Genomic DNA, 15,487 nt, shown 5'->3' on the forward strand with positions numbered 1-15,487 from the left:
TGCTTGGAGGGTGGATGCGGTTCTGGCGTAGGGCAAGGCATGCGGTCGCGCTGAGCGGCGGCTGTGCGTTTGCCACACTGCTGAGCCTGCAGGCGGAACCTGCCCGGGCTTTCGACCTTTCGTCGCTCGACGTGTTCGGCCTCTTCACCAAGAAGGACGAGCCGCCGGCGCCGAGCCCGTCTGCCTTGCCCTACAAGCTCGAATTCGATCTCGGCGAGGCCGATGATGCCAAGGCCCTGACGCGCTCGCTGCAGGACGCCTCGCTGCTCTATCGCCTGCGCCAGGACGCCCCGCCCGACGGCGAGAGCCTGTCGCGCCGGATGGCGACCGATCTCAACCCGATGCTCGATGCGCTCTGGTCGCAGGGCTATTTCAACGCCGATGTGACGTTGATCGTCGACGGCGTCCCGCTCAAGGTCGGGGCCGAGCCGAACGCCACGCTGGTGCGGGCGCTGGAGGCGCATCGCAACCGCGACGCCGTGCCGATCACGGTCGTCGCCCGGCCCGGCAAGATCTTCGGCCTGCGCAGGATCGACATCGTCGAGCGCGACGAGTCCGGCTCCCCCGCGATCGCCGATGCGGTCAAGGTCTCTCGCCTGAAGGCCGGCGATCCCGCGACCGCTGCGGCTTTGCGGGCGGCGCAGGCGGCGCTGGTCGATCATATGCGGGCGCAATCGCGTCCGCTTGCCAAGGTCGTCGAGCTGCGTCCGGTCGTCGACCACGCTGCCGGCATCATGGACGTGACCTATGTCCTCGCGCCCGGGCCGCTCGCCGGCTTCGGCGACATCACGGTCGGCCAGACCGACGAGATCCCGCCGGAGGTCGTGCGCTCCTTCATCTATCTCGAACCGGGCGATCCCTACTCGCCGAAGGCGCTGGCCGATACCCGTCGCTCGATCGCGACGATCCCCGCTGTCGGCTCGGTCCGGCTCCGCGAGGGCGACAAGCTCGACGGTGCCGGCAATCTGCCGATCTTCGTCGAGGTGACCGAGCGGCCCAAGCGCCTGCTCGGCTTCTCGGCCCGCTATTCGACGATCGACGGCCCGGCGGTGAAGACCTATTGGGAGCACCGCAACCTGTTCGGCGGCGCCGAGCGCCTGCGGCTGGAGGCCAGCGTCTTCTTCGCGCCGCGCATCGACGGTACCAAGATCCAGCGCTTCGGCGACTTCAAGGAATCCGATCTCGGCGGCCGCTTCGCCTTCAGCTTCATGAAGCCGGCGCTCGGCGGCAGCCGCAATGACTGGCTGCTTGACGGCGTCGCGACGCGCGAGCGCGTCGGCCTCAACCGCTATGGCGGCTATACGGCGCGCTACGGCAACGTCACCTCGGCAATCCGCCACCGCTTCAGCGACACCTTCTCGGTCCAGGCCGGCATCGAGGTCGAGCGCGGCCAGACCAGCGACGTGCTGGGGCAGGTCGACTACACGCTGGTCGGTATCCCGCTCTCGGTGAAATACGATTCCACCGACAACCTGCTCGATCCGACGCGCGGTTTCCGCGCCACGGCCTCCTTCACGCCCTATCCGACCTTCCTCGGCTCGACGGTCGGCATCTATCAGACCAAGGCGGCGGTCTCCGGCTATTACGCGCTCGACGAGGACAAGCGCTACGTTCTCGCCGGTCGCGTCGGCTTCGGCTCCATTTCCGGCGCCAGCCTCGACGAGATCCCGGCGACGCGGCGCTTCTATGCCGGCGGCGGCGGCTCCGTGCGCGGCTATGCCTATCGCAGCCTCTCGCCGCTCGGCCCGTTCAGGCAGATCACCGGTGGCCGCAGCCTGCTGGAAGCCTCGGTCGAGGCCCGGATCAAGGTCACCGACACCATCGGTATCGTGCCCTTCTTCGATGCCGGCACCGCCTTCGAATCGAGCCTGCCGGACGGCAAGCAGAAGCTGCAGATGGCCGCCGGCCTGGGCTTCCGCTACTATACCGGCATCGGGCCGATCCGGGTCGACATCGCCGCGCCGCTCAATCCGCGCAAGGGCGACAAGCCGGTCGCGCTGTATGTCAGCATCGGGCAGGCCTTCTGATGCGCCGGCTCCTGACCATTCCGCGTCTCGCTCTCCTGGCCCTGCTGCTGACGGCGGGCTTCCTCTTCTCGGCGCATTTCGGCGGCTTCGCCCAGAACGCCCAGACCGATCGCGGCGTCGTCGCCGACCTGATCTCCAAGGCCCTGTCGAGCAGTACGAGCCAGGTCTCGATCGGCGAGGTCAACGGTGCGCTTTCCTCGGATGTCGAGATCCGCGACATCGTGCTCTCGGATCGCGATGGCGCCTGGCTCAGGCTCGACCGCGTCCGCCTGATCTGGACGCGCAGCGCCCTGCTGCTGCGCCGGCTCGATGTCGACCGGCTGGAGATCGGCAAGCTCGAAATCCTGCGCAAGCCCGCGCCGCAGCCGGCCGGCGCGGCTCCGCCGAGCAATGAGCCGATCCTGCCCGAATTGCCGCTCAAGGTGATCATCCGGGCGCTCCAGCTCAACGAACTCGCACTGGGCGAACCGGTACTCGGCGTCGCCGCCCGCTTGAGCGCCAGCGGCGCGGCGCGGCTGGGGCCGCCCAATGAGGGGCTCGACCTCAAGCTCGAGGCGAAGCGGCTCGATATGGGCGGACTCTTCGACGTCACCATGTCCTTCGTGCCCGAGAGCACGCGCCTGCAGCTCGCCGCCAAGCTCGACGAGCCGGCGGGCGGCCTGATCTCTAAGGTCGCCGGCCTGCCGGGCGAGCCGCCGGTGAAGCTCGACCTCAAGGGCGATGGCCCGCTCGATTCCTTCCGCTCCAGTCTCGTCTTCACGGCGGGCCCGACCATCGGCGCCGATGGCTCCGCAACGCTTACCCGCGCCGGGACCGAACGTCAGCTCGCGCTGGCCCTCGATGCCCGCATCGAAGGGCTGATGCCGGCGCCGGTGGCGCCGGTCTTCGCCGGCTCGACCCGGCTCGATGGCTCGGTCGGCTTCCGCGACGACAGCGGCATCGACATCCGCAATCTCGCGCTGGTCTCGGCGCTGGCGCGCCTCGACGTGCTCGGCCGCTACAATTCCGACAAGACGCTTGATCTGCGCGTCACCGCGGCTTCGCGTCCCAACGAGGGCGGCCGCACGGTCGCGTCCGGCACCGAGATCGGCAAGCTCGCCTTCGACGCGACGATCCGCGGCCCGGTGGCCGGACCGACCGTCGTCGCGAAACTCGACGCAAACGACGCCAAGCTACCGGCCGGGCAATTCGGCAAGCTCGCTCTTTCCTTCAACGCGACGCCGACCGGCACGATCGGCGAGCCCGGCACCCGCATCGCCCTGACCTCGGACGGAGAGGCCAGCGGCATCGTGCTGGCCGACAAGGCACTGATGCGCGCGGTCGGCGACAAGGTTACCTTCACCTTGCGCGGCACCGGACAGGATGATGGTACGGCCGATTTCGAGATGCTGAAGCTCGCGCTCTCCGGCGTCGAGCTGGATTACAAGGGCAAGCTCGGCCAGGCCCGCATGCTCGGACAGCTCAAGGCGGTTCTCCCCGATCTCGCCCGCTTGAGCGGGCTGGCCGGCCGCCCGCTCGGGGGCAGGGCGGATATCACCGCCGATCTCGACGCGACCCCGCGCACGAACAACTACACCGCGACGCTCGCGGGCAAGGCCGAGCGCCTTGCGACCGGCGAAGCCGCGCTCGACCGCCTGCTCGCCGGCAGCCTGACGCTGGCCGGCCGCGTCAATGCGCTCGCCGGCGACTATACGGTGAGCGGCCTGCGCGTCGCCGGCCAGCACGCGGCCTTCACCGCCGACGGCTCGATCGGACAGCAGCAATCCGACCTGAAGCTTGCGCTGAACCTGCCTGATCTCAAGCGCGCCGATCCGCGCCTGTCCGGTCGTGGTGACGTCACTGCCCAGATCACCGGCCCGCAGAACAGGCTCGATGCCACCGCCCGCATCGCCGTCGCCAACGCCACCGCGCTCGCCCGGCCGATCCCGCGCCTGACCATCGATGCCGTCGCGAAGGATCTGCAAGGCGCGCTCGACGCCAGCGTCACGCTGGCCGGCGAGGTCGATTCCAAGCCCGCGACCGGCTCGCTGCATCTCGCCCGCCAACCTGACGATGGCTGGAACCTCTCGACGCTCGATTTCGCCCTCGGCTCGATCCGCCTGAATGGCGGCCTCACCCTCGATCCGGCGAGCCGTGCCGCCGGCCGTCTGACGCTGACCGCCCGCAATCTCGACGATCTCTCGGCCCTGGCGCTGACCAAGCTCGGGGGCCAGCTCGATGCCGATATCGTGCTGGCGGCGCCGGAAGGCCGGCAGGATATCGACCTGACGGCCCGCGGTTCGCGTCTCGTCGGTCCGTCGCTGACCATCGACAAGCTCGATGCCCGCGCCAATGCCAGGGATATCTACGGCCGCCCGATGCTCGACGCGGCGATCGCCATCGACCGCGCCGTTGCGGCTGGCGAGGCAATCAGCGGCATCCGCTTCGATTCGAAGGGCGCGCCCGACGCCAGCGCCTTTACGCTCAGCGCCAATGCCCGCGGTTTCGCGTTGAAGGGGGCGGGTCGGCTTGTTCCGGGCGAGCCACTGAAGCTGGAGCTCGCCTCTTTCGACGCGCGCCGCGATGGCCGGGCGATCACGCTCGCCAATCCCGCTGCATTCAGCTTCCCGGCCTCCGGCGTCGAGATCGCCAATCTCGCTCTGCGGATCGACAAGGGGCGGGTGACGCTCGACGGTCGCGCCGGTGAGACGCTCGATCTGCGCTTCGCCGCCCGTGACGTGCCGCTGTCCGCCGCGAGCATCGCAGTGCCCAGCCTGAAGCTCGGCGGCACGCTGAACGCCGAGGCGCAGATCAAGGGCAAGCCGGGCGACCTCTCGGGCCCGTGGAAGCTCAGGATCGCGCAGCTCGTTGCGCCCGAAACCCGTCAGGCCGGCCTGCCGCCGGTCGAGATCCAGGGCGAGGGCGCGCTCAAGGGCGATGCCGCCGGCATCTCCGCGACCGTCAACGCCGGCAAGGGCGCCAGCCTGACATTGCGCGGCACCGCCCCGCTCAACGCCACCGGCCCGCTCGACCTCACCGCCCAGGGCCGGGTCGATGCCGCACTCGCCAACACCATGCTGGCCGCAGGCGGCCAGCGCGTCACGGGCGCGGTCGCCCTCGACATGCGCGCCGGCGGGACCGCGTCCGCCCCGCGCCTCAGCGGCAACGCGACCCTGACGGGCGGCAGCTTCACCGACGCTCTGCAAGGCATCCGCTTCAACGCCATCGAAGCGCGGATCGCCGCCAACGGCGACAACCTGACGATCGAGCGCGCCTCCGCCCGGACGCCGAATGGCGGCACGATCTCCGCCAGCGGCCAGGTCAAGGTCGATCCGGTCGCCGGCTTCCCCGGCAATATCCGGATTCGCGGCGATCGCGCCCAGCTCGTCTCGAGCGGACTGGTCACCGCCGTGGCAGGGCTGAACCTCGAAATCACCGGCCCGCTGGCGCAGCGTCCCCGCCTCGGCGGCCGGATCGATATCGCCTCGCTCGAAGTCTCCGTGCCCGATCGCCTGCCGGCGACGCTTCGGCCGGTCGACGGCATCAAGCATGTCAATGCCAAGGGCGCGGCGGCTGCCCGCCTCGCCGCCGCGCGCAAGGCGCAGAAGGCCAAGGGGCGCGGTGGCCGTGCAGCGCCGGCCTTCGATGCGGCGCTCGCCCTCACGGTCTCCGCTCCCAGCAAGGTCTTCATCCGCGGTCGCGGCATCGATGCCGAGCTCGGCGGCGAGATTCGTGTCGGCGGCACCTCCTCCGCGCCCGCATTGGATGGCGGCTTCGAACTGCGCCGCGGGCGGCTCAGCGTCCTGACCCAGCGGCTCGATTTCAGCCGCGGCCGGCTGACCTTCGCCGGCGGGCTGATTCCCGACCTCGACTTCATCGCCCAGACCAGCGCCGGCGATGTCACCGCTCGCATCATCATCAGCGGCCCCGCCGACCAGCCGGTCTTCGCCTTCACCTCGCAGCCCGAACTGCCGCCCGACGAGGTGCTGTCGCGGCTGCTCTTCGCCCGTGCCTCGGGTTCGCTCTCGGCGTTCCAGGCCCTGCAGCTCGCCCAGGCGGCGGCGCAGTTCGCCGGCGGCGGCGGTGACGATACCTTCGAGCGGCTGCGCAAATCGCTCGGCGTCGACAATCTCGACATCCAGATGGGCGAGGGCGGGCCGACCGTGGGAGCCTCGCGCTATATCAGCGACAATGTCTCCGTTGGCGTGAAGGTCGGCTCCAAGCCGGAGGATAGCGGCGTCTCGGTCGGCATCGACGTGACCAAGCGCCTGAAGCTCCAGGCCGAGACCGGGGCCGATGGCAGCGCTGCTGTCGGAATCGGGGCCGAGTGGGAGTACTGAGCAGGCCGCGTTGCCCGAAGAGGGCGCGCGAAGGGATTCGGCCCGATTCTGCTTTTCAGGGACGCGATTCCCGGGCGAGGCAAGCCGAAAACCTCTTGTGCGGTGCCGTTTCGGTTAATGCTTGGTGAATTTTGCCGGTCAAAGCGTGGCTCCCCTGCAACACCGGTTTCCAAAGCACCCCATTCACAGGCTCGGGCGGCGGATCGAGGTTGATCGGCGGGGCGGCTTTCGTATGGTGGGAATGCGTCGGGACGTTCCCGGTCGCTGTTTTTCGCCTTCGCCTCCGAAATAGGTCGGTGACGCAGGCGAAAGACCGGGAACAGGCAGGTTCTGCGATCAGGCTAGAAAGCTTGGGGCGGGGGGCAGGCTGAAGCCCGAGGGTCTCGAAACTCTTTTGGAGGTTACCAAATGAAGCTCGTCAAGAGCCTCCTCCTCGGTTCCGCCGCCGGCATCGCCGCGGTCGCCGGGGCTCAGGCCGCCGACCTTCCCTCGCGGAAGGCCGCTCCGGTCGAATACGTTCGTGTCTGCTCCGCTTTCGGCGCCGGCTTCTTCTACATCCCGGGCACCGACACCTGCCTTCGCATCGGTGGTCGTGTTCGCGCCGAGTACACCTTCGGTGAGCGTTGGAACGCTGGTCAGGACTCGTACGGCACCCGCGCTCGCGGCCGTATCTACATCGACGCTCGTAACCAGACTGCCTATGGCACGCTGCGCACGTTCGTTCGTTACGACCTGACGACCAGCACCGGCTCGTACCGCTACGGCGGCTCGAACGCTGGCGCCAACCGCTTCTCGGGCGTCAACGGCGTCAACGACGACGCTGCCTTCCTCGATAGCGCCTTCGTTCAGCTCGGCCCGTTGACCGCTGGTAAGATCCAGTCGTTCTACTCGTTCTACGCGAACGACTACGGCTTCCAGGTCCTGCGCACCTCTGACCGCCAGGTCAACACGCTCGCCTACACCGCCACGTTCGGCGGCGGCTTCAGCGCCACGATCTCGCTCGAAGACCCGAAGACGACCAACCGTCGCGCCTCGGTTCTGGCCTATCAGGGCACGACCTATCCTGACGTCGTCGCTTCGCTGCGCGTCGATCAGGGCTGGGGCTCGGCTCAGCTGTCGGGCGCCATCGGTGACCGTGGCATCTACTCGTCGCCGTGGGCGGTTCCCGCCGGCAACGGTGCCAAGAAGGACGAGATGGGCTGGGCAATCCAGGCCGGCGTGAAGTTCAACCTGCCGATGCTGGCTGCTGGCGACGCCCTGTTCCTGCAGGCCGGTTACGCCGACGGCGCTCTCGAGTACCTCGGTTGGGGTGGCACGGCCGGTCACGGCCGCCTGGCTGCCTACACGGTCAACAACTTCGGCGCCAACGCTTTCGGCAACCTGAAGTCGAACACCGGCTACAACCTGGTCGCGGCTCTGCGCCACTTCTGGACCCCGTCGATCCGTTCGGACTTCTTGGCTTCGTACTCGGCTCTTCAGACGAACGACTTCGCGATCAAGTCGGTCGACCCGAAGGAGCTGATGCTCGGCGCCAACCTGGTCTGGATGCCGGTCGCCGGTCTCGACATCGGTGTCGAGGTCCTCTACTCGCGCACCGAGTACGGTGTTCGCGTTCCGGACGCCAAGGCCTTCGCCGTCAACGGTCGTACGATCAAGTCGGACGACGCCTGGACCGGCCGTCTGCGCATTCAGCGCGACTTCTGATCGGTCTCCGATCTCTAGTCAGGGAGCCCCGGGGAAACCCGGGGCTTCTTTTTTATGTGGGTTGTTCCGGCTTCACTGTTGACGGGAGCCAGTCCCCCGGCCTGATCTGGCATAGGCGTCCCAGCCACGATCCCGCCAGGGATCGTCTACGGGCGCCCGTTGAATCGATATCTGCGGATCGCTCGACAAGCCTTTGACAAAACGAGGGTGATCCCGGTCATGGGGTACCGCGCCAGGCCCTCGGTCGGCGCGGCACAGGGGGCTGTGCATGTCTCAACCGGCGCGTTGGCTCTGGGGCCTGATCCCATTGGGCCTGTTGTGGGGAGCCGGCAATCTCGCGCTCGATACCGCGATCGAACGTGATGTCGGGCTGCGTGCCGAGCAGGCCGTCGCTGCGGTCGCCGGCACGACGCCTGGTGCTCGCCCGGTCGTTGCCCAGGTCGATGGCCGCGACGTCACCATCGGCGGCGAGGTCTTGTCCTCGGACGGCGCGAACAAGGCGATGGCCCGGCTGCATGGCGAATTCGGCGTGCGCAGGACGCTCGGCGGGCTGTCGCAGGTCGTCGCCCAGAAGCCCTATTCCTGGTTCGCCAGCCGCCAGTCCGACAGTGTGACGCTCGGCGGCTTCGTGCCCGATCTCGACACAGCGGCCGCCAATATGGCGGTGGCATCGGCAGCCTTGCCCGGCCTGCGGATTGACGATCGCCAGACCGTCGCCTTCGGCGCGCCCGAGGGCTTTGCCGCAATGGCGGTAGCGATGCTCGCCGAGCTGCCGAAACTGGCCTCGGGCCGCGTCGCCCTCGACGACGGCCGCTTCTGCATCGAAGGCAAGGCGGCCAGCTCGGATTCGTTCCTGGCCCTCGAGGCGGCGGTGGCACAGGCGCAGAGGCCGGGCTTCCGCTCCGTCAAATGCGATATCGAGCCGCCGACCGTGGCCCCCTATCGCTGGAGCGCCGAGCATGAGGCCGGCGCAGCATTGGTCATGCGCGGCTTCTACCCCGATCAGGACGCGCGCAAGCAGATGCTCGCGGCGGCGCGGCAGGCCTTCGGCGCCGGGGCTGCTCTTCGCGACGAGACGAAGCCGGCACTCGGGGCGCCTTCGGCCTTCCTTGTGAAAGTGACGCGCGCTCTCGGCGATCTGGCGCGGCTTCGGCAAGGAAAAGCCGAGATCGACGGTGAGAATTACGCCCTGACCGGGAAGGGGCCCGAGACCTACGAGGCCTGCCAGGCCTTGCGCCTGCAGATCGCCCAGCTGGACGGGCCGGATTCGGTGGCTCGGGCTGTGATCGAATGTCCCCCAATGCCCTTACCGTCGGTGCCGGTCGTCGTGCCGATGCCGGAGGTGCCGGGGCTGATCCTGCATGACGTGCTGCCCGCTTCGCCCAAGCCGCAGGGTTCTGCGTCCGCTCCGGCACCAGCTCCTGCAACGCCGCAAAACCCTGTCCCGCCGCCGGCAAGCACGCCGCCAGCGAGCACGCCGGTGGTGCCGCCCCGTGTGGTGGCGTCCGTGCCGCTGGAATGGAGCGCGGCTCGCAGTGACAGCGGCCTGCGCCTGAACGGGAAGTTGCCGGATGAGGCGGCGCGCACGAACCTGCTCGCCACGGTGCGGGGTCTCTTCGGCGACACGGCCGTCGACGATCGCATGACTGTCGAGCCGGCGTTGCGCTCCGATCTCGACCTGCCGGCCTCGACCGCCTTTGCGCTCGAGGCTCTGTCGAAGCTCCGGACCGGCTCCGTCAGCATCCGCGACAAGGCTTTTGCCATTGCCGGCGAGGCTGCGGATGCCGCGAGCCTTGCGGCGCTGCGCGACCTGTTCGCGCGCAATGCTCCCGCCGGCCTGGCATTGGCCGCCATGCCGGAGAGCGTCGTCGTGCGACCATACGGCTTGTCGCTATCGGCGGACCGGACCGGTTTGCGGCTCTCCGGATATCTGCCTGACCGGACAGCGCAGGCTGCGTTGCGGGCATTGGTCGCGGATTCCCCGCTGAAGGACCGCTTCGAGGACGCGACGACCCTCATTCCGGGCGCTCCGGCCGGCTTCGCCGAGGCGGCCCGCGCCGTCCTCTCTGATCTGCTGCGGCTCGATCTCGGTTCGGCCTCCATCGTTGATGACCGCGTGACGCTGCGCGGATTGACCTGCCGTGACCTGATCAGAAGTGAGATCGAGACCAGCGCCGCAACCGGCCTGCCAGCGGGTTACAAGGCCGATGCGGTGGTGAGCCTGCGCCAGACCGGTTGCGTGGTCGATCCGCCGGCAAGCTGCCAGAACGATCTCGACGGGCTGACCAAAAGCAACACCGTTCTGTTCGGCCAGGGGACTTCGGTGGTGGAACTCGATGCCACGACCGAGCGCGTCATCGGCGAGGCCGCGACCATTCTCAAGAAGTGCCCGGGCTCCCCTGTCGTGATCGAGGGGCACGCCAATCGCGATGGCGAGCGGCGCGGCTTCGACAATATGGATCTGTCGTTGCGCCGGGCCTTGCGCGTGCGCGACGAGCTGGCGCGGCGCGGTATCGAGACAGGCCAGCTTGCCGTCAAAGGCTATGGCAGCACCCGGCCGCTTGTGCCGCATGAAGCGCCGGAAGCACGAGCGATGAACCGCCGCGTGCAGTTCACCGTGGCGAAGTAGGAGTCCGACATGCTCTATCTCGCCAGCCAGTTCCTCTGGTTCCTGGTCGCAGCCTTCGGCCTCGGCTTCGCCATGGGCTGGATCAGCCATGATGGCGGCAAGACCCGCTTCTGGAGCGGCGCCTGGACCGTGGTCGCCGCATTCTGGATCGCCGGCGCCGCGTTGACCTGGCTGCAGCTTCTGAACGGCATGCTGGCGACCTGGGTCGAGACCGCGCTGCTGTTCACGGCGGCCTACTGGGTGGGCTGCGTCTGCGCGAGCCTTCTTCGCAAGCCGGCCGCCCTGCGGGCTTCGCAGGCTGGTGTCGCGCCCGTCGCGGCCGCTTCTTCGCCGGCAGTATCGCCCGCGCGACCACAGGCCCAACTGCCGCCTGTCGAGAACGAGGCTGAACTGCCCGGTCAGCGACCGGCAGGATTCGTCGCGGCCCACGACGGCAAGGCTGATGACCTGAAGCTGATCAAGGGCATCGGCCGGCAGAACGAGGGCCGTCTGCATGGCCTCGGCATCTGGCATTTCGAGCAGATTGCCAGCTGGACCTCCGAGAACGTCGAATGGGTTGGCGGCTATCTCGCCTTTCCCGGCCGGATCGAGCGCGAAGACTGGGTTGGCCAGGCGAAGCTCCTGGCGGCGGGAACGGAGACCGAGTTCGCCAGGCGGGCCAAGGCGGGCGAGGTCGAAAGCTCGCGCGATGACGGCACGGCGGGGCAGAGCAATGTCGCCGACATCGCCGAGGATGGGCGTTCGAAACCCTGAAACAGATCAGCCGGCGCGCCGCTCAGCACGCGCGACCAGCTTGCCGATCCGCCGGATCATGTCCTTCGTGCCGAGCAGCGGGGCATGGCCCTGTCCAGGCGCGGTGTAGATCTCGCAATCGGGATGGCGTTCCGCCATCTCCTCCAGCGTCTTCTCCGCCAGGAGATCGGAATTGGCGCCGCGGATCGCCAGCAGCGGCACGGTCTTGAGCGCGTCGAAATAGGTCCAGAGCACCGGCAGTGGCGCTTCGAGATCAAGCTCTTCCAGCACCTTCATCAGCCTGACGTCGTAATCGGGCCTGAGAGCCCCGTCGCGATCGGTCCAGGTGCGGCGCGCCATCATCTCCCACTCCTCTTCGCCGAGGATCGGGAACTGCTGGTCGGAGAGCCGTTTCAGGATCTCGGCGCCTTCCTGGAAACTCCGTGGAACCGGCAGCTTGCCGACATAGCCGCGGATGCGCAGCAGGCCGCGCGCGTCGATCACCGGGCCGACATCGTTGAAGACGACGCCGCGGATCATCGCCGGCCGTGCCGCCGCCAGCGCCATGGTCAGGAGGCCGCCACGCGAGGTGCCGACGAAGATCGCCTGCTCGATCCCGCTTGCGACCAGCACCTGGACGAGGTCGTCGAGCTCGATGCGGATGTCGTAGTTCTTCCAGTCCTTGTCGTATCCGGAGAGCCCGCGACCGCGATAGTCGAGCGCGAGCACGCGGCGCGGTTTGGCCTCGTCCTGCGACAAGGCGAGAGCCAGCTCGTGGAAGTCGGCCGCGGTGCGGGCGAAGCCCGGCAGGCAGACGACCGGCAGCGCGGTCTCGGCAAGCGGACCGTAATCGCGAAAATGCAGCTTGAGCCCGTCGCTGGCGCTGACGAAGCGGGAGGTGAAACCGGATTCGGGCATCAGGGGACTCGAAGGATGCAGGGGGACGCACCTAACCATGGCGCCGGCGCCTGCGGAAGCCGGCTTTCGGTTCAGGAAGCGCCCCAGCGTTGCAGCTTCGCGAGGCAATGGTTGAACTGGGCGAGCTCCTGCGGTGTCAGCATCGAGAGGAAATCGCGCTCCATCTCTTTGCCCAGCCGGTCGGCTTCCTCGCGGATGACTTCGCCTTGCGCGGTGAGATGCAGCGCCACGCGCCGCGCATCGGCGCTTTCCAGCGCGCGTTGGACCACCCCCGCATCGACCAGCTTGCGTAGATGCTTCGAGATCAGCGTCTGCTCGATGAAGGTCGCTTCCGACAAGGCCCGGGACGACAGCCCCGGCTGGTCGCCGATGGCCCGCATCACCCTGAGCTCACGGATATTGAGGCCGAGCCGCTCCTTGTAGACCTGCGAGGCCTTCGCCATCGCGGTCTGGCTCAATTGGTCGAGCCGGAAGGTCAGGAACGAGTCGCGGGCCATCTTGCCCCCTTGCTCAGCCTTGGGTGCGCGTCCGGTTCGCCAAGCCCAGCGCAAGCAGGGAGACTGCCGTGCAAGCGAGGAGATAATAGGACGGAACCATGTCGGAGCCGGTCTTCGCCACCAGCCAGGTCAGGGTGAAGGGCGCGAGCCCGCCGAACAGCAGCACCACGACATTGTAGGCGATCGACATGCCGGTCGAGCGCACCTGCGTCGGGAACATGCCGGCAAGGAGACCCGGCGTTGGTGCCCAGATCGCGGCGATCGAGAGCGCGCAGATCGCTTGCGCCGTGAGGAGCCGCTCGAAGCTCGGCTGCGCCACGACATAGGCGAGTAGCGGATAGGAGAGCAGCGCGAAGCTCAGCATGCCCAGGAGCCAGACGCGGAAGGCGCTCCAGCGATCGGCGAGATGGCCCATGATCGGGACGAAGATGAAGAGCAGGATGCCGCCGATCAGAGAGCTCAGCATGGCGCTGGTGAAGGGCAGCTTGAGCTGGCGGATCACATAGCCCGGCAGGAAGATGAACCAGACATAGTTCGAGGCCGTGCCGGGGATCATGATGCCGAAGCAGCGCAGCAGCGCGTTGCGATGCTCGGAGAGCACGGTGCGGAACGGCGTCTGGCCGCTGCTCTGCTTGGTGTCCTTCTCGTATTCCGGGGATTCGTCGACGAAGCGGCGGATATAGAAGCCGAGCGGCGTGATCAGGGAGCCCAGCAGGAACGGGATGCGCCAGCCCCAGCTCTGCAGATCCTCTGGCGTCAGCAGCGTCGCCAGCGCATAGCCGGAGAAAGCCGCGAGCGCGAGCGCCAGCGCCTGCGAGCACATCTGGAAGCTGCCGAACATCATCTTGCGGCCGGGCGGCGCATATTCGACCAGCATCGCGGTGGCCGAGGCGAACTCGGCTCCGACCGAGATGCCTTGCAGGATGCGGGCGAGGATCACGAGGATGGGTGCGAGAATGCCGATCGTCGCATAGCCCGGCGTCAGCCCGATCAGCACGGTCGAGAAGCCCATGATCAGGATCATCACGGTCAGGATCGGCTTGCGGCCGAAGCGGTCGGCATAGGTCGAGAGCAGCACGCCGCCGACCGGGCGGACGAGGAAGGAGATCGCGAAGGTTGCCGCCGTCAGCAGCGCCGAGACCAGAGGGTCCGAGGTCGGGAAGAAGACCTGCGCGATCACCGTGGCGAAGAAGCCGTAGACGAGGAAATCGTACCATTCGAGGCCGTTGCCGATCACCGAGGAGATCACGGCGCGGCGAACCATGGCTGGGGAGCGCGGCTCGGCGCCCTGGATTGCGGCGGCGGTCATGCGTTGGCTCCGGTCTGGCGCTCGACGAGGCGGCACAGGATGCTGGCGCCCACCGGCAGCAGCCGGTCGTCGAAATCGAAGGTCGGATGGTGGCACATCGCGCCGGGCTGGCCGAGGAAGATATAGGCGCCGGGCCATTGCCGCAGCATCAGCGCGAAATCGTCGGAGAAGGGCAGGGGCGTCAGGTCGGTCTGCACATTGGCCTCGCCGAGCACCTGTCCCGCCGCGGCGGCCGCAGCCGCGGCGGCACGGGGGTCGTTGAGGCAAGGCGGGCAGCTCGCCTTCTTCACGCAGGTGATCGTGCAGTTCGACATCATCGCAAAGCCCCGGCAGGCCGCGTCGAGCTTGTCGACGATGCGCGCCTCCGTCTCGTGATTGTAGGTGCGGATCGTGCCGCTGAGCTCGGCCGAGTCGGGGATGATGTTCGAGGCCGTGCCGGCGACGAGCTTGCCGAGGCTGATCACGGCCGGCTGCATTGGGTCGACATGGCGGCCGACGATCGAGGCGATTTCGGTCGCGAGCCGCGCCGCGACCTGCAGCGGGTCATCGGTCGTATGGGGCGCCGCGCCGTGGCCGCCCTTGCCCTTGATCGTGATCTCGAACACGGTCGTGCCGCTCAGCGTCGGGCCAGGGCGCACCGCGGCGGTACCTTCCTCGTAGAGCGGGATGGTGTGGAGCGCGTAGACCTCGGAGCAGGGGAAGCGTTCGAACAGGCCGTCCGCGATCATGCGCTCGGCGCCCTGGCCAATCTCCTCGGCCGGCTGGAAGATCAGATGGACCTTGCCGCGCTTCGGTGGATTGGCGGCGAGATGGCGGGCCGCGGCGAGCAGCATCACAGTATGGCCGTCATGGCCGCAGCCATGGAACTGGTTCTTGGTGGTCGAGCGGTAGTCGAGCCCGGTATCCTCCTCCATCGGCAGCGCATCCATGTCGGCGCGCAATCCGATGGCCGGCCCCTCCGCTGCGCCCCTGATGACGCCGACGAGCCCGGTGCCGCCGAGTCCGCGATGCACTTCGATGCCGAAGGAGGCGAGCGTCTTCGCGACGAAATCCGAGGTTCGGAATTCCTGGAAGGCGATTTCCGGATGGGCGTGAAGGTCGCGGCGCCAGGCCTCAAGCGTGGGCGCGAAATCGGCAATGTCTTGCAGCATCGAAATTCCTCCGCTGCCCCGCAGAGGTAGTTGAAAGTTTCAAATATTGCAATCTTCAGGGAAGATCGTTGCCGGGCTGGACAACGACGGTTGTCATCCCGGGCGCAGCGAAGCGGAGAGCCGGGATCCATTCCGGAGCGAGTATTGGAAAGGCTCCGGAATGGATCCCGGATCGGCGCGGCTGACGCCGCTTGTCCGGGA

The 15,487-nt window shown here is 68.0% G+C and carries 9 protein-coding genes; 5 read left to right on the forward strand and 4 right to left on the reverse strand.

Going from position 1 to position 15,487, the window contains the following annotated elements:
- Nucleotides 1-14: 14 nt before the first annotated feature.
- From FHT98_RS21190 to FHT98_RS26815, 5 genes are all read left to right on the forward strand, one after another.
- Nucleotides 15-2,027, forward strand: coding sequence for an autotransporter assembly complex protein TamA (locus tag FHT98_RS21190; protein WP_142115213.1), 2,013 nt, complete (start codon nucleotides 15-17; stop codon nucleotides 2,025-2,027).
- A complete protein-coding gene (locus FHT98_RS21195; protein ID WP_142115214.1) occupies nucleotides 2,027-6,346 on the forward strand; it encodes a translocation/assembly module TamB domain-containing protein in 4,320 nt (1,439 codons plus the stop codon). The genes FHT98_RS21190 and FHT98_RS21195 overlap by 1 nt, the downstream gene beginning before the upstream one ends.
- Nucleotides 6,347-6,754: 408 nt before the next feature.
- The gene (locus FHT98_RS21200; RefSeq protein ID WP_061964132.1) at nucleotides 6,755-8,050 is read left to right on the forward strand and encodes a porin; all 1,296 of its coding nucleotides are present in this window, start codon (nucleotides 6,755-6,757) and stop codon (nucleotides 8,048-8,050) included.
- A gap of 268 nt (nucleotides 8,051-8,318) precedes the next feature.
- Nucleotides 8,319-10,679, forward strand: coding sequence for an OmpA family protein (locus tag FHT98_RS21205; RefSeq protein WP_142115215.1), 2,361 nt, complete (start codon nucleotides 8,319-8,321; stop codon nucleotides 10,677-10,679).
- A gap of 9 nt (nucleotides 10,680-10,688) precedes the next feature.
- A complete protein-coding gene (locus tag FHT98_RS26815) occupies nucleotides 10,689-11,432 on the forward strand; it encodes a hypothetical protein (protein ID WP_142115216.1) in 744 nt (247 codons plus the stop codon).
- Nucleotides 11,433-11,438: 6 nt separating this feature from the next.
- On the opposite strand, the gene FHT98_RS21215 is transcribed toward FHT98_RS26815, so the two are convergent.
- The 4 genes from FHT98_RS21215 to FHT98_RS21230 all read right to left on the reverse strand — a co-directional run bounded on the left by FHT98_RS21215 (nucleotide 11,439) and on the right by FHT98_RS21230 (nucleotide 15,286).
- Entirely contained in the window at nucleotides 11,439-12,329 is an 891-nt protein-coding gene (locus FHT98_RS21215; protein WP_142115217.1) for an alpha/beta fold hydrolase, read from the reverse strand.
- Nucleotides 12,330-12,400: 71 nt separating this feature from the next.
- Entirely contained in the window at nucleotides 12,401-12,826 is a 426-nt protein-coding gene (locus tag FHT98_RS21220) for a MarR family winged helix-turn-helix transcriptional regulator (RefSeq protein ID WP_142115218.1), read from the reverse strand.
- Nucleotides 12,827-12,839: 13 nt separating this feature from the next.
- Nucleotides 12,840-14,135: an MFS transporter gene (locus tag FHT98_RS21225; protein ID WP_142115219.1), complete on the reverse strand. Its 1,296-nt coding sequence runs from the start codon at nucleotides 14,133-14,135 to the stop codon at nucleotides 12,840-12,842.
- Entirely contained in the window at nucleotides 14,132-15,286 is a 1,155-nt protein-coding gene (locus tag FHT98_RS21230; protein ID WP_142115220.1) for an amidohydrolase, read from the reverse strand. Before FHT98_RS21230 ends, FHT98_RS21225 begins: the two co-directional genes overlap by 4 nt.
- Between the last annotated feature and the right edge of the window lie 201 nt (nucleotides 15,287-15,487).

The organism is Allobosea sp. AK1 (assembly GCF_006714945.1).
Classification (GTDB): domain Bacteria; phylum Pseudomonadota; class Alphaproteobacteria; order Rhizobiales; family Beijerinckiaceae; genus Allobosea; species Allobosea robiniae.